General features: G+C 71.9%; 18 protein-coding genes. 11 read left to right on the forward strand and 7 right to left on the reverse strand.

Annotated features, from left to right (window positions below; translation table 11 throughout):
• Positions 1-586: 586 nt before the first annotated feature.
• Positions 587-4,381 (forward strand): BTAD domain-containing putative transcriptional regulator, encoded by a 3,795-nt coding sequence (locus AC07C1_RS27180; RefSeq protein ID WP_478943087.1) that lies wholly within the window; start codon positions 587-589, stop codon positions 4,379-4,381.
• A gap of 19 nt (positions 4,382-4,400) precedes the next feature.
• On the opposite strand, the gene AC07C1_RS27185 is transcribed toward AC07C1_RS27180, so the two are convergent.
• The gene (locus AC07C1_RS27185) at positions 4,401-6,098 is read right to left on the reverse strand and encodes a bifunctional 3'-5' exonuclease/DNA polymerase (RefSeq protein ID WP_478943089.1); all 1,698 of its coding nucleotides are present in this window, start codon (positions 6,096-6,098) and stop codon (positions 4,401-4,403) included.
• Positions 6,099-6,146: 48 nt separating this feature from the next.
• The gene (locus AC07C1_RS27190; protein WP_478943091.1) at positions 6,147-6,926 is read right to left on the reverse strand and encodes a Clp protease N-terminal domain-containing protein; all 780 of its coding nucleotides are present in this window, start codon (positions 6,924-6,926) and stop codon (positions 6,147-6,149) included.
• A 199-nt stretch (positions 6,927-7,125) separates the two neighbouring features.
• Here AC07C1_RS27190 and AC07C1_RS27195 point away from each other — a divergent pair, with 199 nt between their 5' ends.
• The gene (locus AC07C1_RS27195) at positions 7,126-8,235 is read left to right on the forward strand and encodes a DUF2786 domain-containing protein (RefSeq protein ID WP_478943093.1); all 1,110 of its coding nucleotides are present in this window, start codon (positions 7,126-7,128) and stop codon (positions 8,233-8,235) included.
• 13 nt (positions 8,236-8,248) lie between these two features.
• On the opposite strand, the gene AC07C1_RS27200 is transcribed toward AC07C1_RS27195, so the two are convergent.
• Both AC07C1_RS27200 and AC07C1_RS27205 read right to left on the reverse strand, forming a co-directional pair.
• Entirely contained in the window at positions 8,249-8,764 is a 516-nt protein-coding gene (locus AC07C1_RS27200; protein WP_478943095.1) for a DUF4232 domain-containing protein, read from the reverse strand.
• A gap of 165 nt (positions 8,765-8,929) precedes the next feature.
• Positions 8,930-9,412: a hypothetical protein gene (locus tag AC07C1_RS27205; protein WP_478943097.1), complete on the reverse strand. Its 483-nt coding sequence runs from the start codon at positions 9,410-9,412 to the stop codon at positions 8,930-8,932.
• Between the two features lie 372 nt (positions 9,413-9,784).
• Between AC07C1_RS27205 and AC07C1_RS27210 the strand changes: the two genes are divergently transcribed.
• Together AC07C1_RS27210 and AC07C1_RS27215 are read left to right on the forward strand one after the other, a co-directional pair.
• Positions 9,785-10,024, forward strand: a complete 240-nt coding sequence (locus AC07C1_RS27210; RefSeq protein WP_478943220.1) for an SRPBCC family protein — start codon at positions 9,785-9,787, stop codon at positions 10,022-10,024.
• Positions 10,025-10,150: 126 nt separating this feature from the next.
• On the forward strand, positions 10,151-10,420 hold the full coding sequence (locus AC07C1_RS27215; protein ID WP_397943512.1) for a DUF397 domain-containing protein: 270 nt from the start codon (positions 10,151-10,153) through the stop codon (positions 10,418-10,420).
• Positions 10,421-10,524: 104 nt separating this feature from the next.
• On the opposite strand, the gene AC07C1_RS27220 is transcribed toward AC07C1_RS27215, so the two are convergent.
• Positions 10,525-11,022, reverse strand: coding sequence for an ATP-binding protein (locus AC07C1_RS27220; protein WP_478943099.1), 498 nt, complete (start codon positions 11,020-11,022; stop codon positions 10,525-10,527).
• Positions 11,023-11,365: 343 nt separating this feature from the next.
• Here AC07C1_RS27220 and AC07C1_RS27225 point away from each other — a divergent pair, with 343 nt between their 5' ends.
• From AC07C1_RS27225 to AC07C1_RS27250, 6 genes are all read left to right on the forward strand, one after another.
• On the forward strand, positions 11,366-12,190 hold the full coding sequence (locus AC07C1_RS27225) for a helix-turn-helix domain-containing protein (protein ID WP_478943222.1): 825 nt from the start codon (positions 11,366-11,368) through the stop codon (positions 12,188-12,190).
• 69 nt (positions 12,191-12,259) lie between these two features.
• Positions 12,260-13,720, forward strand: a complete 1,461-nt coding sequence (locus AC07C1_RS27230; protein ID WP_478943101.1) for an aldehyde dehydrogenase family protein — start codon at positions 12,260-12,262, stop codon at positions 13,718-13,720.
• Between the two features lie 108 nt (positions 13,721-13,828).
• Positions 13,829-14,368, forward strand: coding sequence for a DinB family protein (locus AC07C1_RS27235; protein WP_478943103.1), 540 nt, complete (start codon positions 13,829-13,831; stop codon positions 14,366-14,368).
• A 50-nt stretch (positions 14,369-14,418) separates the two neighbouring features.
• Positions 14,419-15,060, forward strand: coding sequence for a PadR family transcriptional regulator (locus tag AC07C1_RS27240; RefSeq protein ID WP_478943105.1), 642 nt, complete (start codon positions 14,419-14,421; stop codon positions 15,058-15,060).
• A gap of 71 nt (positions 15,061-15,131) precedes the next feature.
• Positions 15,132-16,082, forward strand: a complete 951-nt coding sequence (locus AC07C1_RS27245; protein WP_478943107.1) for an ATP-binding cassette domain-containing protein — start codon at positions 15,132-15,134, stop codon at positions 16,080-16,082.
• Between the two features lie 53 nt (positions 16,083-16,135).
• Positions 16,136-16,864, forward strand: a complete 729-nt coding sequence (locus tag AC07C1_RS27250; protein ID WP_478943223.1) for an ABC transporter permease — start codon at positions 16,136-16,138, stop codon at positions 16,862-16,864.
• Positions 16,865-16,982: 118 nt separating this feature from the next.
• Here the strand turns inward: AC07C1_RS27250 and gad are convergent, their stop codons facing one another.
• Positions 16,983-18,389 (reverse strand): glutamate decarboxylase, encoded by a 1,407-nt coding sequence (gad, locus tag AC07C1_RS27255; RefSeq protein ID WP_478943108.1) that lies wholly within the window; start codon positions 18,387-18,389, stop codon positions 16,983-16,985.
• 27 nt (positions 18,390-18,416) lie between these two features.
• Complete coding sequence (locus tag AC07C1_RS27260) at positions 18,417-19,703, reverse strand: ion channel protein (protein WP_478943110.1); 1,287 nt, start codon at positions 19,701-19,703, stop codon at positions 18,417-18,419.
• A 113-nt stretch (positions 19,704-19,816) separates the two neighbouring features.
• On the opposite strand from AC07C1_RS27260, the gene AC07C1_RS27265 reads away from it, so the two are divergent.
• Positions 19,817-20,590 carry a MerR family transcriptional regulator gene (locus AC07C1_RS27265; RefSeq protein ID WP_478943112.1) on the forward strand — a complete coding sequence of 258 codons (774 nt, stop codon included), beginning with the start codon at positions 19,817-19,819 and terminating at the stop codon, positions 20,588-20,590.
• Positions 20,591-20,766 lie beyond the last annotated feature (176 nt).

A 20,766-nucleotide genomic window follows, 5' to 3' on the forward strand; every position in this document is an offset into this window, starting at 1 on the left:
TGAGCCGTGTGATCTGAGCCGTGTGATCTGAAGCCGTGTGATCTGAAGCCGTGTCATCCGAACCGTGCGCGGGCGCCGGGGCCGTGCAGGCGGGCGGCTGGACCGGAGGCTGAGCCGTACGGACGTCACCCGCAACTCACCGGTCGCAAGAGGGAGTCCGGCGGCCCGGCAAGGGGAACGGGACGGAGCCCCGGTCGTTCACCTCCGCCGACCGGGGCCCCTTGTGTCCCCGGATCCAGCCTGCGGCGACACTCCCCCGAGTTACGCGACTTACGCGCGCGCCGTCGAGCCGGATCCGATGGAATGATCACATCAGGATCCGCCAACGGATCGCTAACATGTGGCCAACGGTTCGATGGGCAACATGCGGCCAACGGTTCGACGGCGGGTCGCGGTCCGGTTGGCCGGAAGTCGCCCGGCGGCAGCGGAAGAAGCCGTGGGACGGGTGGAATCCGGAGCCGGATCGGTGAACAGAAGGTGGCGGGAAACCGTTGTGGACAGGGCGGGAATGCGCCAGGGAACGGCGGGCGCACGCCCGCCGGGGAGCGCGGCCGGTCCCGGCCGTGCGGGAAGGCAGTGGGGCTTGATGCGGCGGTACGAGCTGCGGTTCGGACTGCTGGGACCGCCCGTCCTCTACGACCGACCGCCGTACGAGATCTCGTACGACACCCTCGGCGGCGCTTCGGTCGAATCCGCCGCCGGCACCCGCGACAGTGCTTCCGTCGATGCCGCCGACGACAGCCCCGGCGATGCTTCCGTCGATGCCGCCGACGACAGCCCCGGCGATGCTTCCGTCAAGGCCGCAGACGACGCCCCCGACGACGGCGTCCGTACCATCGGCAGTCCCAAAGTGCGGGCCCTGCTCGCCGCCCTGCTGCTGGAGGCCGGCCGGGTCGTGTCGGTCGAGTCCCTGAAGGACGCCCTGTGGGGTGGGGCGCCACCCGTCTCCGCGCAGGCATCCCTGCACAACCACGTCACCCGGTTGCGCCGGCTCCTGGACGACCCCGACCGGCTCAAGGCCGTACCGCCGGGATACCTGCTGCGTGTGGACCACGGCGAGTTGGACGTGCACGTGTTCGACGGCCGGGTCAACGAGGCCCGTGCCGCGCACGCCCTGCGGGACTGGCCGGGCGTCGTGCGTGCCTGCACGGCCGCGCTCACGCTCTGGCGCGGTACCCCGCTCAGCGGGCTCCCCGCCGACCTCGGCGGCTACGCCCTCGTGCAGCGCCTGGAGGAAGCGCGGCTGCTCCTGCTCGAGTGGCGCTACGACGCGGAACTGGCCCTTGGCGGGGCCCGGTTGACCGCGCTGGTCCCCGAGCTGGCGGCCCTCGTCGCCGAGTATCCACTGCGCGAGGCGTACCACCGTCAGCTGATGCTCGCCCTGCACCACACCGGCCGCCAGGCCGAGGCCCTGGCCGTCCACCGTGACCTGCGCGCCCGTCTGGTCGAGGAACTCGGCATCGAGCCCGGCCCGGCGGTCCGCGAGGCGCATGTCGAGGTGCTGCGGGGAAACGGTGAGGGGCAGCGGCGCCGCGAGGAGCGCGGTGACCGGCGGCGATTCGCCGGGAACAGTCACCCCCCGGACCAGGCCGCCCACTCGGGTTCGGCCGGGCCCGAGGCCCCCTGCGCGTCCCCGCGCGAAGGCGACTCCGCCGCGCGGCAGACCCCGCGCCCCGCGCAACTTCCGGCTCCTCCGGCCCACTTCACCGGTCGGGCCGATGCGCGCCGCGAACTGTGTCAGGCGCTGACCGAGCCGCCCGCACCGGCCCCCGGCATCGCCGTGATCAGTGGGATGGCGGGCGTCGGCAAGAGCGCGTTGGCCCTGCATGTGGCCCATGAACTGCGGGACCGTTTCACCGACGGTCAGCTCTACGTCAACCTGCACGGCGCCACCCCCGGCATGACCCCGCTCACCGCCGTGCAGGCACTGGCGGCCCTGCTGCGCGACCTCGGGACCGAGCCCCGCAACGTCCCCGAACACCCGGATGCCGCCGCCGCGTTGCTCCGCTCATTGCTGGCGCCCGCCCGCGTCCTGCTGGTGCTGGACGACGCGGCCAACGCGGCCCAGGTGCGGCCCCTGCTGCCGGCCGGGCCCGGCTGCGCGGTGATCGTCACCAGCCGTTCGCCACTGACCGTCCTCGACGGCGCCCGGCGGTTTCCGCTCGGCCCGCTGACCGGCGAGGACAGTGCGGCCCTGCTGCGCGCGGTGAGCGGCCGCACGGGGCTGGACGCCGGTCACGCCCTGGTCGAGCTGACCGGCCGGCTCCCGCTCGCGCTGCGTGTCGTCGCCGCCCGGCTCGCCGCCCGCCGTGCGCTCACCGCGGATGTCCTGGCCGGCCAACTGGCTGCCACCGGTGGACGGTTGAACCACCTGGAGTACGACGACCTCAGCGTCCGGCGTTCCCTGGCCGTCGCCCATGACGCGCTCGCCGCCGCCGAGCGCGAGGCCGACCGGGACGCGGCCGTCGCCCTGCGCCACATCGGCGCGCTCGACCTGCCGGCCTACAGCGCCCCGTTGATCGCCCGGCTCACCGGCACCGACGCGCGCCGCGCCGAGGCGGCCCTGGACCGCCTCGTCGACGTCGCCCTGCTGGAAGAGACCGCGTACGGCCGCTACGCCCCGCACGCCCTGGTCCGCGACTTCGCCCGCGAACTGGCGGACACGGGAACGGAGAGCACCACCGCTCCCCGCGGCACCCCCCGGACCACCGCCCCGGGCCCCGCCACGCCCCCTGCCCAGCCCCATGCCCCGGACACCCCCACGAACTCCCCGCCCAGCCCGCGCACCCCGGACACCCCCGTCCTCGACCTCGGCGCATCCACTCCGGGCACGGGCGCCCCCGCCCCCCGCCTGGGCACATCGACTCCGGGTACAGGCGCCCCCGCCCCCGAGCCAGACGCATCCACCCCGGGCGCCGGCGCCCCCACCTCCGACCTCGGTACGGACATTCCGGGTACCGGCATCCGCACGCCCGAACTCGGCACGGCCACTCCGGTCACTGGCACCCCCGCCCCCGACGTGGGCGCATCCACCCCGGGCGCCGGCACCGCCACCCCCCACCGCGGCGCATCCACCGCGCCCGCCCCCGAACTCGGCGCCGGTGCCTCGGACATGCGCACTCCCGCCCCCGAACCCGGCACCGGCGCACCGGACATGCGCACTCCCAGCGCCAAACTCGGCACTGCCACTCCGGACATGGGCACCCCCACCCCGGACATGGGCACCGCCACCCCGGACATGGGCGCCCCCATCCCCGATCTGGCCGCCCTTCGCTGGTATGCCGCCGTTGCCGAGCGGCTGCTGGTGGCGATCGTGGAGCCGGGGCTCGACCAGGACGACCGGCGTCGCCCGACCTCCGCGCAGCCGCCCGAGCATGCCGAGGACGTCGCCGCGCTGCCGTTCTTCGAGTCCGCGGAGGTGGCTTTCGCCTGGGGCGAGGTGGAGCTGGAGAACATCGTCACCCTGGTGGCACGGAACGCGGGCACAGCCGACGTACGCCGGACCGCCCATCTGTCGACGCTCGTACGGCTGCTCTTCCCCTACGCGCAGCGCAGCGGACGGGTCGCCGAGATGGAGGTGCTGGGGCGGGCCGGACTCCAGGCGGCGCGGCGGCTCGGTGACGCGGCGGCCGAGGCGTACGCGCTGTGCGACCTGGCGGGCCTGCACTTCGTCACCGGCCGGCAGAACGACGCCCTCACCCTCACCGACCACGCCCTGGAGATCTGGCGACGACTCGGCAGCGCCTCCAGGATCCGGCGCTGCCTGAACAACCGCGGGCTGCTGCTGGAGGGACTGGGGCGGTTCGAGGAGTCAGGGGAGGCGCTGCGGCAGAGCCTCGCGTATTCGCGGCGGTTGAACGACCCCTACGGCGAGGCCGTCACCCACAGCCATCTCGGCAACCTCTACGAGCACACCGACCCGCGCGCCGCCATCGAGCAGCACCGGCGTTCGCTGGCGATCGGGGACGCGATCGGCGCGGTCATCGTGCAGCACTCGGCGCACTGCAACATCGGCTATGCCCACCTCACCCTCGGCGAGCCGGCCGCCGCCGCCCGGCATTTCGAGGAGAGCCTGCGCATCCTCGGCGGTCACGGTGACTGGCACGGCGAGTCCCAGACCCGGCTCGGCCTGGTCCGCGCGCTGCGGGAGCTGGGGGAGAGCAAGCGGGCGGGGGATGAGTGTGCCGCGCTCCTGCACAAAGCCGACGCCCGCGCCGACCGCTACACGGGCGGCCTGGCCCGGCACCAGCACGGGCTGCTGCTGCACGAGCGGGGTCGGCGGGTGGAGGCGTACAACGCCTGGCGCGCGGCGCTGGCGGCGCTGGACGGGACGGACGAGCAGGCGGTGCTGACGGAGCTGCGTGAGCTGCTCGCGCACTGAACGGGCCCGGGGGACTTGCTTACTTGGCGTCGGCATAGCACTCCACCACCGCAGTGCTGAACGGGAACCGCACCGGTGTCTCGCCGAAGGTCAGCCGCCCGGCGAGGTCCGCGGACTCGCGGATGGCCTGGACGACGGCGCCGGCCTCCTCGGCGGGGCAGTGCACGATCACCTCGTCGTGCTGGAAGAAGACCAGTTCGGCCTGGAGATCCGCGCAGGCCCGGCGCAGCGCGGCGAGCAGCAGCAGCGCCCAGTCGGCGGCGCTGCCCTGCACGACGAAGTTCCGCGCGAAGCGGCCCCGCGCGCGGGAGTTGCTGGAGGCGTAGCCGGGCACCCAGGCCTGGCCGTCGGCCCGTGCCTCGGTGTCGTCCTCGCTGAGGGGGATGCCGGCCTCGTCCGCCGAGTCCTCGCCGGAGCCGGCGGCCGGCGGGCAGGTCCGGCCGAGCCAGGTGCGCACCAGCCGGCCCTCCTCGCCCGCGCGTGCCGCGTCGTCGACGTAGGCGACGGCCTTCGGGAAGCGGCGGCGGAGCGCGGCGAGGTTCTTCAGGCCGTCGCCGGAGGTCTGGCCGTAGACCGCGCCGAGCACGGCGAGCTTGGCCTGGTTCCGGTCACCGGAGAAGGCGCGGTCGGAAACGGACTGGTACAGGTCGCTCTCGCGGCCGGCCACCTCCATCAGGCCGGGATCGCGGGAGACGGCGGCCAGCACCCGCGGCTCCATCTGGTCGGCGTCGGCCACCACCAGCCGCCAGCCGGGGTCGGCGATCACGGCCCGCCGGATCACCTTGGGGATCTGCAGGGCACCCCCGCCGTTGGTCACCCAGCGCCCGGTGACGGTGCCGCCGGCGAGGAACTCGGGGCGGAAGCGGCCCTCGCGCACCCAGTCCTGGAGCCAGGACCAGCCGTGTGCCACCCAGATGCGGTACAGCTTCTTGTACTCCAGCAGCGGCTCGACGGCCGGGTGGTCGACGGACCGGATCTCCCAGCGCCGGGTGGACTTCACCTTGATCCCGGCCTGCGCGAAGGCCTTGATGACGTCGGCGGGCAGGTCCGGCCGTACCCGGCGGCCGAAGGCGGCGGACACCTCGTCCGCCAGTTCGGCGAGGCGGCGCGGCTCGCCCCCGCCCGCGTAGCGCTCGCCGAGCAGGTCGTGCAGCAGCTCGCGGTGGACCTCGGCGCTCCAGGGCAGGCCCACCTGGTTCATCTCCGCGGCCACCAGCATCCCGGCCGACTCGGCGGCGGTCAGCAGCCGCATCCGGTCGGGGTGGGCGGCCCGCTGGTGCCGCCGCTGCTGATCGGCGTAGACCGCGGTGAGGTCTTCCAGGGGCAGCTGGGTGGCGGACGGTTCGAACAGCGGGGACTGGGCGCCGGGTTCGGCCGCGCGCTGCGGCGGATCGGGCGGTACGGGGCCGCCGCGGAGGCGGGCCAGGGCGGCGGCCGCCGAGCGTGGCTCGCCGTACCGCCCCTCGTGGCCCAGCAGGAGTGTCTCGGCGTCCTCGATGTCGTAGCACCGCTCCACTCGCACCCCCGTGGCGAGCAGACGCGGATAGACCTCGGGGGTCGACCGCCACACCCAGCGCGTCACCTCCGGACGGCTCCGCACCGCCCCGGCGAGATCATTCTCCCGCCGCACCGGTCCGGCGGGCAGCCCGTCCGGGCCGAGGGGGGCGACGTCCGCGCCACCGTCCTCGGCCGGCGCGAGCGCCCACCGGTCGGTCATGACTGCGAGTGTGGCAGGCGGGTCTGACAAAGGGCCTGGCCTGCGGTTTCAGTCCTCCGACCGGTCCTTCGGGCCGGTCGCCGACTCGGCGGCCGCGGCCGCCTCCTTCTGCTGCTCCAGCAGCAACGCCAGCACCTTGGCGACGTACTCCTCGGTCGCCGTCTTGGTGATGCCGAGGCCGCTGAGGACGCCCTGGCCGTTCTCGTGCTCCAGGAGGGCCAGCAGGATGTGTTCGGTGCCGATGTAGTCGTGGCCGAGCCGCAGGGCCTCGCGGAAGGTGAGTTCCAGGACCTTCTTGGCCTCGGGGCCGTAGGGGATCAGGTCGGGGATGTCGTCCGCGGCGGGCGGGAGCGTGGCGCTCGCGGCCTGCCGTACGGTGTCCAGGACGGTGCCCTGCGCGGTGATCGCCCTCGCGGCCAGGCCCTCCGGCTCGGCCAGCAGCCCGAGGACGAGGTGCTCGGGCCGGCCCTCGGGGGTGCGGGCGGCCACCGCTTCGCTGTGCGCGGCCATGACCACGTTCCGCGCGCGAGGGGTGTAGCGGTTGAAGCCCTGGCTGAGGTCGAGGTCGGCGGACTCCTTGGGCACGAACCGCTTCTGTGCCGCCTGCCGGGTCACACCCATGCTCTTGCCGATGTCGGTCCAGGACGCGCCGGAGCGGCGGGCCTGGTCCACGAAGTGACCGATCAGATGGTCGGCCACGTCTCCGAGGTGATCGGCCGCGATCACCGCGTCCTGGAGCTGGTCGAGAGGTTCGGTGTGCACCTTCTTGATCGCCTCGATGAGGTCGTCGAGGCGGACGGATGCCGTGATGTTCCCGTTGGTCGCCATGCGTCAACCGTAGGTTGCGCCCCTCGTGCTGTCAACCGGTGGTTGACAGTCCGTTGGTCCGATGAACATCGACGCGGCCCGCCGTGCCTGCCGTGCCGGGCGCGCCCTGCGTCTGCCGCGCCCGGCAAACCCGAGCCGTTGTCCACAGCCTGTGGACGGTCTCGGCCCGCTGTCGGTCGGGCATGGCACGATCGACGGCGTGACCAGCACTGCCAGTACCGTCGAGCGGGCCTTCCGGGCAGCCCTCTACGACGACACCGAAACCGGCCTCGACACGGGCGCGTCCCTGCTCGCCGCCGACTCCGCCACGGATGGCGAACTGGCGCGGCGGGGTGAGGAGTTCGTGGCGGCGGCCTGGCGGCGCGGCTGGCAGCCCGCTGACGTCGTACGGCTCGTGCGGCGCGAGCTGGACGAGGCACACGTGCGCCTGGCGGCCGCGCTGATCCGGGCGCAGACCGGGCGTGATCGCCCGCGCGGGCGCCGCTGGGCCGCCCAGCTGGACGCGCTGCCGGACGGTCCCGCACCCGGGGCCGACCGTTTCTCGTACGCCACGGCCGTCCTGGAGCTGTACCGCCTGCTGCTGCGCCTGCCGGCCCTGGAGCCGCTGGAGGAGGAGTACCGCCGTGCTCCCGGCCCGGCCGCCTCACGCATGCTCACCCGCATCCGCGCGCTGCTCGCCAAGGCCGAGGCGACCGGTTACCCGGAGGAGGCGGAGGCGCTCAGCGCCAAGGCGCAGGAGCTGATGGCCCGGCACAGCGTCGACGAGGCGCTGCTCGCCGCCGAGGCGCCCGCCCCGGACACCCCCGGCGCCTGCCGGATCGGGGTCGAGCCGCCGTACGAACAGGCCAAGGCGGTCCTGCTGGACGCCGTGGCCACCGCGAACCACTGCCGCGCGGTGTGGAACGAACCGCTCGGCTTCTCCACGGTCGTCGGCTTCGAGGCGGACCTGGAGGCCGTCGAGCTGCTCTACACCTCGCTGCTGGTGCAGGCCACGCACGCGATGACCAAGGCGGAGGCGGCCCAGAGAGCGGGCGGGCGGAAACGGACCAAGACCTTCCGGCAGTCGTTCCTCGCCGCCTACGCCCACCGCGTCGGTGACCGGCTCGCGGCCGCCGCCGAGACCCAGGTCACCCAGGACCTGCTGCCGGTGCTGGCTACGCGCGCGATAGCCGTCACCGGCCGCCTGGAACGCATGTTCCCGGAGACCACCACGACCCGGCTGCGCGGTGTGAGCGACGCGGCGGGCTGGACGGAGGGCACGGCGGCGGCCGACCGTGCCCAGGTCAAGGGCCGGCACCCGCTGCCCTGAGCCCCGGTTCGCCTCAGTCCCCGACCTGCTGGAAGGCGCTGACGGCGGCGTTCGGCTCGTCGCCGGCGCCCTTGGCGGCGACGGGGCCGTACGACCACGGGAAGCTCCGGGTGGCGGTGGAGCCGGGCAGGCTGACCTCCACCGTCTTCGCCGTCAGGCTGCTCCCGCCGGCCGCCGGGCCGCGCACGTAGCTGATGGTGAAGGATGCCGAATCGCCCTTGGCGAGCTTCAGCTTCTGCGCCTTGGCACCTTCGAGGGCGGGCACCTTGTGCCCGGTGCCGCCGGCGTCGAGCACCGCGCCGGGGAAGTCGTCCAGGGTGCAGGGGGCGCTCTGGTTGGTGATGCTGACCGGCACCTCTCCGGTGTCACCGGCGGCCGGGGCAACGCTCGCCGACCCGATCTGCACCGACACACCGCCGATCTTGCAGGCCGAGCTGTTCTTGTCGCCGCTCTTGCCCCCGCCGTCGTCGCAGGCGGTGAGCAGCAGGGCGGCGGCGAGGGCGGTGACGGTGAGCGGAAAAGCGCGCATGAGCAGGTCCCCATCGAGATCGTGACGGTGCCCCTGCATCATGGCGCCTGCGCACCGGCCGTGTTCGCGCGCCCCTCCACAATCACCGCTTCGGGCGCCTTTCCGAACCACCGCATCGGGTGACCTTCCGGTCCCCGTGTCGGGCCGGCCCGGCCGGCGCCCGCGTCACTGCGGCAGCTGGGTGGGCAGCCCCGACGGCAGCTTGCCGCCCTCGGCCCTGGTGTACGTCTCCTGGCCGAGCTTGCCCGACCAGGTCACCTTCATGGCCTTGTCGTCCACCGAGTCGACCATCCCGGTGACCCGGTCCTTGCTGCCGTCGGTGCAGGTCAGATGGATCATCCGCATGCCGGCCTCGGTGCCCGCGGTCCCGCTGCACACGGTCCCGCCGGTCGCGAAGACCCCGACGTTCTTCCCGGTGATCACCAGGGCCACGATCTTGCCGTCGGCGGTGGTGATCCAGCTGCCCTGGAGCCCGGCTGAGGCGCCGGTCACGGATGGGGACCCCGTGCTCGTGGTCGGGGCCTCGGAGGCGCCGGACGATGAGGAGCCGTCCTTCGAGCCGCCGCCGCTGCACGCCGTCAGCGCCAGCGCCCCCGCCAGCCCCGCGGCCAGGGCCGCGCTCCGCACTCTCGCAGTCGCAGAAGTCACCGGAAAGCTCCCACCTGTAGCGGCCGGCCGCCCTCGGCCGGACGGCGCCGCAGCAAGCTACCAGCAGTCAACAGGAGGACTTCCGGACGCCGGGCGGATATCCAGGGCCGTGGCTGCGCTTCTACCCAAGACGTCCTCGGCCGCCGACGTGCGGATGCCGCCGGGGCGGTGGCTCCAGGTCCCGCCGAAGGGCGCGCAGACCATCTGCACGCTGTCACTGGCTCCAGCCGTACGAGGGGTTCTGGCGCGAGCGGCCGAAGGGCTTCGGCGCTCGAGGTCGGCCACCGGTACCGGATGACCTAATCCCCGCGTCCCAACTCGCTCTTCTCCGGTGTCGCAGAGGTGCGGGTGCTCGCCTACGACACCGAGCGGATGCTGTCCCTCCGGTGGGCGGACGCCGATCCGGCCAACCCCGCGGAGCAGACCATCACATGGAGTCTGGAACAGGAAGGGCGCGGTATGCGTCTCTTCCTAGTGCGCGAGGGATTCGATCCGGACGACCCGGGTCGGGTGATGGCGCGGGATCATGGACGGGGCTTGAAGGGGCATGTCCTGCCTGCTCCCGGGGCAGGCGCTGGACCGGCTCGGGTAAAGCGCACGTCAAAGCTGTAATCGGAGGACCACCCGCCGTGCACGTGCATCTGCTCAAGCAGCTGCATGTGAACAGGGCTATGATCCGATTCAGTTGACCACCGCATCTATGGCCACACAGCCAAGTGCACCACCGGGGAGCGACCTGTGGACCGCGACGTTGACGGCGTTTACGGGGGGTATGACGTGTACAACGGCATGGCTGCCACGCAGCTGGACGGGGTGGCCTGGCAGAAGAGCAGGCACAGCAACTCGCAGGGATCCTGCGTGGAGTTCGCGCGGCTGCCGGGCGGTGAGGTCGCCGTACGCAACTCGCGTTTTCCGGACGGGCCCGCGCTCGTCTATACGCGCGCGGAGATCGAGGCCATGCTCCTCGGTATCAAGGACGGCGAGTTCGACCATCTGATAGCGAGCTGATCGCCCGAACCATGCCGGCCCTTCCGGTGGCAACGATGTCCGCGCCGCCGGAGAGTCTGGTGTGACGCGCGTAGAAAGCAGGCGTCCGTCGGTGCCCCGGAGCGTCAGCCGGTCGGCCGGAGCCGGAACATCGCCCAGACGACCTTGCCGTCGAGGGTGCCCGCGAGGGGGTGCCAGCCCCAGCTGTCGGCGAAGGAGTCGACCAGGAAAAGACCACGACCCGACTCGGCCGAGAAGTCCTCCGAGTCGCGCGGGACCGGGGTCTCGTGGCTCGGATCGCGCACCGCGCACACCAGCCGCTCGGTCCACCGCATCAGATGCAGCCGCACGGACGGGCTGCGCTCGTCGCAGCGGCCCTGGTCGGCCGGGAGGGCGTGGCGCAGGGCGTTGGTGACCAGCTCGGAGACGACGAGACATACGTCGTCGAAACGGTCGCCGACGTCCCACTGGTCGAGGGTGCCGCGGGTGAAGCGCCGGGCCTCGCCCACCGCCTCGTAACGGGCGGGCAGGGCGCAGGAGGCGGCATCGGACACGGCCGTGGGGTCCAGTGGAGGAAGGCCCTGCCGTAACGGCTTGAGCATGGTCGATCCATTCGTCCCCATGCGAGGCACTCCCCGATTCGCGGTCGTTGCGATGCAGCGGTGGCGCGGCACCATGGTTTCGGAAGCGCAGAGCAGATGCAAGGGCAGATGCACGTGCACGCGACCGAAATAACCCTGCCCGTACCGCTTCTTGGCCATTTTTTCTGCCATCTCCGCAGTGATTTCCGTCAGTGGTCCCGACCTTTCCCCGGTCCGGAGCGGACAGAAACGGCCGCCCTCTTTCCGTTTCCGTAACCGCACGAGTACTGCTCGAAGTGTTTTAGTGGCAGACTGCGGGCCCTGAAGACGGTTGGGGAGGCTGACGAAGGTGAGCGCGGGAGAGCCCGGATCGGTGGTGCGGCGGATGCTGCTCGGCTCGCAACTCAGGCGACTGCGTGAAGCACGGGGGATCACGCGCGAGGCGGCGGGGTACTCGATCCGCGCGTCCGAGTCGAAGATCAGCCGGATGGAACTGGGCCGGGTGAGCTTCAAGACCAGAGACGTCGAAGACCTGCTGACGTTGTACGGCATCACCGACGAGGCCGAGCGCGAGTCGCTGCTCTCCCTCGCCCGCGAGGCCAACGTGGCGGGCTGGTGGCACAGTTACACCGACGTCCTGCCCAGCTGGTTCCCCACCTATGTGGGCCTGGAGGGCGCCGCCGCCCTGATCCGCGCCTACGAGGTGCAGTTCGTGCACGGCCTGCTGCAGACCGAGGAGTACGCCCGTGCGGTGGTCCGGCGCGGCATGAAGGGTGCGAGCACCGCCGACGTGGATCGGCGGGTCGCGCTGCGCCTGGAGCGGCAGAGGTACCTGTTCTCCGACAACGCCCCCGAGTTCCACATCGTCCTGGACGAGGCCGCCCTGCGCCGCCCCTACGGCGACCGCGAGGTGATGCGCGGCCAGCTCCAGCACCTGATCGACATCTCCGAGCGGCCCAACGTGCGGCTGCAGATCATGCCGTTCAGCTTCGGCGGGCACTCCGGCGAGAGCGGTGCCTTCACCATCCTCAGCTTCCCCGACGCCGACCTGTCCGACGTGGTCTACCTGGAGCAGCTGACCAGTGCCCTCTACCTGGACAAGCGCGAGGACGTCGCCCAGTACGAGCAGGCCCTGAAGGAGCTGCAGCAGGACAGTCCGGGCCTTGACGAGAGCCGGCATCTGCTCCGGGGACTCCTTCAACTCTCTTGAAACACAAGTACGATGACGTGTGATCAGACCTGGCGTAGATCTGGTGTCCGCTAGTGATTGAGGGATCACATGCCGTCCTACTTCACCGACCTGGCCCAGCAGTACATCGATGGCGAGTGGCGTCCGGGCACCGGCTCCTGGGACGTGATCGACTTCAACCCCTATGACGACGAGAAGCTGGCCTCGATCACGGTGGCCACGGTCGGCGAGGTGGACCAGGCCTATCAGGCCGCCGCCCGCGCCCAGAAGCGGTGGGCCGAGACCAATCCCTACACGCGGCGTGCGGTCTTCGAGCGGGCGCTCAGACTCATAGAGGACCGCGAGCAGGAGATAGCCGACCTGATCACCGCGGAACTGGGCGGCACGCGCGTGAAGGCCGGCTTCGAGCTGCACCTCGCCAAGGAGTTCCTGCGCGAGTCGATCCACCTGGCGCTGCGCCCCGAGGGCAGGATCCTGCCCTCGCCGACCGACGGCAAGGAGAACCGGGTCTACCGGGTGCCGGTCGGGGTCGTGGGCGTGATCAGTCCCTTCAACTTCCCCTTCCTGCTGTCGCTGAAGTCGGTCGCCCCGGCCCTCGCGCTCGGCAACGGCGTGGTCCTCAAGCCGCACCAGAACACCCCGATCACCGGCGGCACCCTGCTCGCCAGGATCTTCGAGGAGGCCGGGCTGCCCGGCGGCCTGCTCAACGTCGTCGTCACCGACATAGCCGAGATCGGGGACGCGTTCCTCGAGCACCCGATCCCGAAGGTCATCTCCTTCACCGGCTCCGACAAGATCGGCCGGCACGTCGCCACCGTCTGCGCGAAGCACTTCAAGCGCTCGGTGCTCGAACTGGGCGGCAACAGCGCGCTGGTGGTGCTGGACGACGCCGACATCGACTACGCGGTCGACGCGGCGGTCTTCAGCCGGTTCGTGCACCAGGGCCAGGTCTGCATGGCCGCCAACCGGGTCCTCGTGGACCGGTCCGTCGCCGACGAGTTCACCGAGAAGTTCGTCGCCAAGGTCAGGACCCTCAAGGTCGGCGACCCCCGCGACCCGCAGACCGTCATCGGCCCGGTGATCAACTCCGCGCAGGCGAACGCCCTTTCGGGCACCGTCGAGCAGGCGATCACCGAGGGCGCCACGGCCCTCGTGCGGGGCACCACGACCAACAACCTGGTCGAGCCCACGGTGCTCACCGGCATCCCCGCCGACTCCGCGCTGCTGCGGCAGGAGGTCTTCGGCCCGGTGGTCTTCCTCATCCCGTTCGACGGCGCGGAGGAGGCGGTCCGGATCGTCAACGACACCCCGTACGGCCTCAGCGGCGCCGTCCACACGGGTGACATCGAGCGGGGTGTCGCCTTCGCCAAGCAGATCGACACCGGCATGTTCCATGTGAACGACGGCACCGTCCACGACGAGCCGCTCGTGCCCTTCGGTGGCGAGAAGCACTCCGGCATCGGCCGCCTGAACGGCGACACGACGCTGGAGGCCTTCACCACCGTCAAGTGGATCTCGGTGCAGCACGGCCGCAGCGGTTTCCCGTTCTGAGGTCCCGAGGTTTTCGCCGGGGGTGGGGCCTTGCGGACAGAATCTGACCGCAAGGGCCCGTAGCGTCATCGGTGTCAGGCAGGAAGACCCGATGAGAGGCGGCCGGTCATGGTCAAGCACGTGGCAGCGGAGGCGCAGGGCGACGAGCGGGGGGCACTGCTCGCGTTCATCGAGGAGCAGCGCGGCGGGATCCGCAGGGCGCTGCTCGGGCTGACCGAGGAGCAGGCCCGTACCCGGCCGAGCGCCGGCGAGCTGACCCTGGGCGGCCTGCTGAAGCACGTGGCCGAGGTCGAGCAGGGCTGGATCGCCCGCGCCAAGCAGGAACCCCCGCGAGTGCGGCGGACCGAGGCGAACTGGCACGAGTCCTTCCAGCTCACCGACGGCGAGACGGTCGCCTCGCAGCTGGCGTACTGGGAGCAGGTCGCCGCCGAGACGGAGAAGTTCATCCGCTCCGCGCCGAGCCTGGACGAGACCTTCCCGCTGCCGCCCGACCCCTGGTTCCCGCCGGAGGGCCGCGTCTCGCTGCGCTGGCTGTGTCTGCACCTGATCCGCGAGACGGCCCGGCACGCCGGCCACGCCGACATCCTCCGCGAGTCCCTGGACGGGAAGACCGCGTTCGAGCTGGTGGCCCTGGAGCAAGCCGGATAGCCGGGGGCCCGGGCGCGGGCGGGCAGCCGTACGGCAATAACCTGGACCGCATGTCAGCGATCCGTCTTCTCGTGCTGGGCGCGGTCCGCCAGCACGGGCGGGCCCACGGCTATCAGGTCCGCAACGACCTGGAGTACTGGGGCGCGCACGAGTGGTCCAACGCCAAACCGGGCTCGGTCTACCACGCCCTCAAGCAGATGGCCAAGCAGGGACTGCTGCACGCGCACGAGATCGCGCCGTCCACGGCCGGGGGGCCGCCGCGTACCGAGTACGAGATCACGGACCGGGGCGAGGACGAGTTCTTCCGGCTGCTGCGCGACTCCCTGGTCTCCTACGACCAGAAGATGGACATCCAGTCGGCGGCCATCGGCTTCCTGGTCGAGCTGTCCCGGTCCGAGGCGCTGGAGTTGCTCGGGGAGCGGATCCGCCGGATCGAGGAGTGGCGGGCGGCCGTCACCGGGCACTACCTCCCGGAGGACGGCCCCGAACAGCTCGGCCACATCGGCGAGATCATGAACCTCTGGGTCCACACGGCCGACTCCGACGCGGCCTGGACCCGGGGGCTGATCGACCGCCTGGAGGCCGGTGCCTACACCTTCGCCGGCGAGGGCGAACCCTTCGTGGGCGTACTCACCGAGGGTCAGGAGAACCCGTACGCGACGGGGGAGCGGCATCCGGAGGACAGCCACTAATCAAGTTTGACCAATGTGCCTGCGGGTATTACCTTTCCCGAGTAGTCAAGTTTGGCTAGCGAGGGAGTGGCATGGCCGACGCGGTGATCACCGTCGAGGACGCACGCAAGACCTACGGCACCACACATGCCCTGAACGGGCTCGACCTGCGCGTCACCCGTGGCACCGTGCACGCGGTGCTCGGCCCGAACGGAGCGGGCAAGACCACCCTGGTCCGGATCCTGTCGACGCTGCTCAGGCCGGACGGCGGCCGCGTCGAGGTCGCCGGCCACGACGTGCTGACCGACGCCCGCGCGGTCCGGCGGCGCATCGGCCTGCTGGGCCAGCACGCGGCCCTCGACGAGCAGCTCGACGGCCGGCAGAACCTGGAGATGTTCGCCCGTCTGCACCACCTCGGTGCCCGCCACGCGCGCGTGCGCGCCGCCGAACTCCTGGAGCGCTTCGACCTCACCGGCACCGGCCGTACCCCGGTCGCCCGCTACAGCGGCGGCATGCGCCGTCGCCTCGACCTGGCCGCCTCCCTGATCACCGACCCCGAGGTGCTGTTCCTGGACGAGCCCACCACCGGGCTCGACCCGCGGGGCCGCGCCGAGGTCTGGTCCTCGGTCCGCTCCCTGGTCGGCGCCGGTACGACGGTCCTGCTCACCACCCAGTACCTCGAGGAGGCCGACCAGCTCGCCCACCGCATCGCCTTCGTGGACCGGGGCCGGGTCGTCACCGACGGCACCCCCGACGAACTGAAGAACCTGACCGGCGGCGACCGCATCGACATCGTCGTGCGCGACGCGGACCGACTCGCCGACGCGGCGGCCCTGCTGCCGGTCTCCGGGACCACCGTGGACACCGACCGCCGGCTGCTCAGCGCCCCGGTCACCGACCGCATGGCCGCCCTCTCCGGGGTCGTCAGGGCCCTGGAGGCCGCCGGTGTCGAGGCCGCGGACATCGCACTGCGCCGCCCCACCCTGGACGAGGTGTTCCTGCACCTCACCGGCCCCGAGAACCGAGAGAAGGAGGCCGCGTGAGCACGAGTGAGGCAGGTGCTGCGCGGACGTACGTCCTGACCGACTCCTGGACCATGACCCGGCGTGAACTCGCCCACTGGGCCCGGCAGCCGGGGCAGGTCCTGGTCGCGCTGGTCTTCCCGGTGATGCTGCTGCTGATGTTCGGCTACCTGGTCGGCGGCGGACGAGGCGTGTCCGGCGACTACGTCGACTACCTGGTGCCCGGCATGCTGGCGCTCACCATGGCCTTCGGCCTGGAGGGCACCATGCTCAACGTCACCCAGGACCTCAACAAGGGGGTGATCGACCGCTTCCGTTCCCTGCCCATGGCCAACTCCGCCGTGCTGGTGGGTCGTTCGGCGGCCGACATGCTTCATTCGGCGGCCGCCCTGGTGCTGGTGGCGGGGGTGGCGTACGCGCTGGGCTGGCGGACGCACGGCGGCCCCGGTGCCCTCCTGGCCGCCGCCGGCCTGCTTCTGCTGCTCCGTTTCGCGATGCTGTGGATCGGCGTCCATCTCGCCCTGATCGCCGGGCGGCCCGAGATGGTGCAGGCCGCCCAGATCCTCGTGTGGCCGGTCGGTTTCCTCTCCAACGCCTTCGCCGTGCGGGACTCCATGCCGGACTGGCTGGGTACGGCCGTCCAGTGGAATCCGCTGTCCCAGACGGCGACGGCGGTACGGGATCTGCTGGGCAGCCAGGGCGGCGAGCCCGGGCACGTCTGGGCGGCCGTCGCCTGGCCGCTGGGACTGCTGATGGTGTTCTTCCCGCTGGCGGCACGGAAGTTCGCGCGCCTGGGCCGTTAGGGCCTGTCTTCCGGACGCGCCGGGGGCGCGGGGGCCTGGCGGGCACATTGCGGCGCTGCCGTCACTCGCCGGCTCCCCCCTCCGTCGCCTGGCACAGGCCCGGTCCGGCAGAAAGGCCTCAGTGGTGGAAGCCGGTGGCCGCCTCCTTGTCCCGGGTCAGCGGGTGCGGCTGGCGACGCAGTTCCGGCAGCAGGCGGGTCAGGTCGTCCACGAAGAGGTCGGCCAGGTCGCGCGAGAAGCCGTTGCGGCACACGATCCGCAGCACGGACAGGTCCTCACGGTTCGCCGGGAAGGTGTACGCCGGCACCAGCCAGCCGCCCTGGCGCAGCCGCCGGGAGACGTCGAAGACGTCGTACGCCGTGACGCCGTCGGCCGTGGTGAGCGCGAACACCGGCAGCTCCTCCCCGCGCGTGAGGAGCCGGAAGTCGCCGAGCGCCTCGATCCGCCCGGCGAGCGAGGTCGCCACGTCCCGCGTCGACTGCTGCACCGCCCGGAAGCCCTCGCGGCCCAGCCGCAGGAACGTGTAGTACTGCGCCACCACCTGGGCACCGGGCCGGGAGAAGTTGAGCGCGAAGGTCGGCATGTCCCCGCCCAGGTAGTTGACCCGGAAGACCAGCTCCTCGGGCAGCGCCTCCTTGTCCCGCCACAGGGCCCAGCCGACGCCGGGATAGACCAGGCCGTACTTGTGCCCCGAGGTGTTGATCGACGCCACGCGCGGCAGGCGGAAGTCCCACACCAGGTCCTCGTCCAGGAAGGGCGCCACCATGCCGCCGGACGCGCCGTCCACGTGCACCGGTACGTCCAGTCCGGTGCGCTCCTGGAGGGCGTCCAGGGCCGCGCACAGGTCCGCGATCGGCTCGTAGGACCCGTCGAAGGTCGAGCCGAGGATGCCGACGACCCCGATGGTGTTCTCGTCGCACAGCTCTGCCGCCGCCTGCGGATCGAGGTGGTAGCGGTCGCCCTCCATGGGCACCAGGCGGGCCTCCACCTCCCAGAAGTTGCAGAACTTGTCCCAGCAGACCTGGACGTTGATCCCCATGACCAGATTGGGACGGGCGCCCGGGTACCGGTCGGCGTTCCGCGTCGCCCAGCGCCGCTTGAGCGCCATGCCGGCGAGCATGCACGCCTCGCTCGACCCCGTCGTCGAACAGCCCACCGCGGCCGACGGATCCGGCGCGTTCCACAGATCTGCGAGCATCGCCACGCAGCGCCGCTCCAGCTCGGCCGTGCGGGGGTACTCGTCCTTGTCGATCATGTTCTTGTCCCGGCATTCCGCCATCAGCAGCCCGGCCTCCGGCTCCATCCAGGTGGTGACGAAGGTGGCCAGGTTCAGCCGTGCGTTGCCGTCCAGCATCAGCTCGTCGTGCACGAGTCGCGCCGCCGTGGTGGGTGGCAGGGGCGTGTCGGGCAGCCGGTGCTTGGGCGGGGCCGTGGTCATCTCGATGACCGGGTTGGCCTCCCCGAAGAACGGATTGACCGACATCGGCCGCTCGTCGTGCTTCTCGGAGCCTTTGTGCAGGGCCATGGGCGTGCCTCCAACGGATGGTCGGGGTTATCGGACCGCGGTGCCGTCTTCGCGCAGCTGCATCTGCGGCCGTCCGGTCACCAGCAGCCAGGCGGGGAGCGAGGCGATGCACAGCAGGGCGGTGATCACCGGCGAGGCCACCAGTACGGCGGCGGTGAACAGGCTCACCCAGCCCTGCCGGGTGACGGCCAGGAGGATGCCCAGCACACCGGTCGCCACACCCAGGGCGGGCGGCACGGCCGGGACGAGCGCGTGGGCACACAGGCCGAGGGCGGTGCCGACGAAGACGGCGGGGAAGATGCGGCCGCCCCGGAAACCGCAGGAGGCCGCGACCAGCATCGCCGCCAGTTTCACCACGGTCAGCGTGGCGAACTGCCCGGCCGACCGGCCCTCCGGGTCGTGCGTCAGTTCCCCGATCTCCGCCAGCCCCTTGAACAGCGTCAGGTGACCGCCCACGGCAGCCAGCGCCCCGAGGACGACTCCGCCCGCGGGAAGCATCAGCAGGGGGTGCCGCAGCCGCTGGAAGGCCGCGTGCAGGTACGGGAAGGCGTACACGGCGCACATGCCGAGCAGCGCGGCCACCGGCGCGATCACCAGGGCCGCGAGCAGGTCCGCCCAGCGCGGGCGGCCCAGGGCGGGCAGGCCCAGGTCGAAGGCCGGACGGAACAGCAGGGTGGTCGTCATGGCCCCCACCGCGGCCGCGGTCAGCGGCGCGAACAGGTTGTCCCACAGCAGTCCCCGGATCGGCCGGCCGGCCAGTGCCTCGGAGATGACCAGGGCCGCCGCCACCGGTGTGCCGAACAGCGCGCCGATCGTCGCCGCCTCGGCCAGCATCGGCCACAGGGGGCCCGGCGTCCGCGGCAGGAAGCGCCGGCCGAGCCAGGCGGCCAGAGAGACGTTCGCGGCGATGATCGGGTTCTCCGGGCCGAGACTCGGCCCGCCCGCCAGCATCAGACCGGTCGCCAGCAGCAGGCCCGGCAGCACGAGGGGCGGCAGGACCGGGGCGTCGAGACCCGTGGTGGCCGGGTCCGGCCCGGCATGCCCGGGGGCCTTCCAGACCACCAGCCCCACGGCGACACCGGTCGCCACGAGCATGACGAACATCCACAGGACGGAGTAGCGACCCACGCCCAGCGCGTCCGGCAGGGGCCCCCACAGCACGTGCTGGAGCTGCTCCGCCGCCGCGCTCACGCCGATGTAGAGCAGGCTCGCGGCCACGCCCACGACGGCGGCGGGCAGGATCAACGGCAGCAGGGCCCGTGCCGGGGCCGCCGGGCGGGTCGAGGGAGCCTGCTGCTCGGTGTCCTGGGCCACGGGCTCACCATAAGCGGACAAAAGGCACACAACATCCCGAAGGGAATTCGGCTTGCACCTCACGTGGCGTGAGGCCTCAGCGTGGAGCGCGTACCGACGACAAGGAGCGGAAAGTGAGCTACTCCGTGGGACAGGTCGCGGGGTTCGCCGGGATCACGGTGCGCACCCTGCACCACTACGACGAGATCGGCCTGCTCGTGCCCAGCGAGCGCACGTACGCCGGCCACCGGCGCTACAACGACACCGACCTCGACCGGCTCCAGCAGATCCTGTTCTACCGGGAGCTCGGCTTCCCGCTCGACGAGGTCGCGGCCCTGCTCGACGACCAGGCCACCGGCAGAGCTGACCCGCGCGCACACCTGCGCCGCCAGCACGACCTGCTGACCGCCCGGATCGAGAAGCTGCAGAAGATGGCCGCGGCCGTGGAGCACGCCATGGAGGCACGCACGATGGGCATCAACCTCACCCCGGAGGAGCGGTTCGAGGTCTTCGGGGACAAGGACCCCGAGCAGTACCGCGAGGAGGCCGAGCAGCGCTGGGGCGGCACGGCGCAGTACGCCGAGTCGCAGCGCCGCGCCGCCCTGTACACCAAGGCGGACTGGAAGCGGCTGCAGGCCGAGGTCGACGACTGGAGCGCGCGGTACGCCGCCCTGGTGGCCGCCGGCGAGCAGCCGTCCGCCGCGGCGGCCATGGACCTGGCCGAGGAGCACCGGCAGCACATCAGCAGGTGGTTCTACGAGTGCCCGTACGAGATGCACCGGTGCCTCGGCGACATGTACGTCTCCGACGAGCGGTTCAAGGCGTACTACGACTCCATGGGGCCGGGCCTCGCCGAGCACCTGCGCGACGCGATCACCGCGAACGCCGGCCGGCACACCGCGTCCTGAGGTCCTGGCCCGGGGTCACTCCCGGGCCAGGCCCACCGCGGTCCCGTGCGCGGGCCGCCGAGGTGCCGCGAGCGCACGGTCGGCCCGAAAATCTCGCCGGGCCCGCACAGGGCATCCTGGAGGCACCGGTGGAACCTGGGGCGGCCCCATCGCGTTGATAGCTTTGTGCGGCACCC

The organism is Streptomyces sp. NPDC045022, from assembly GCF_056432605.1.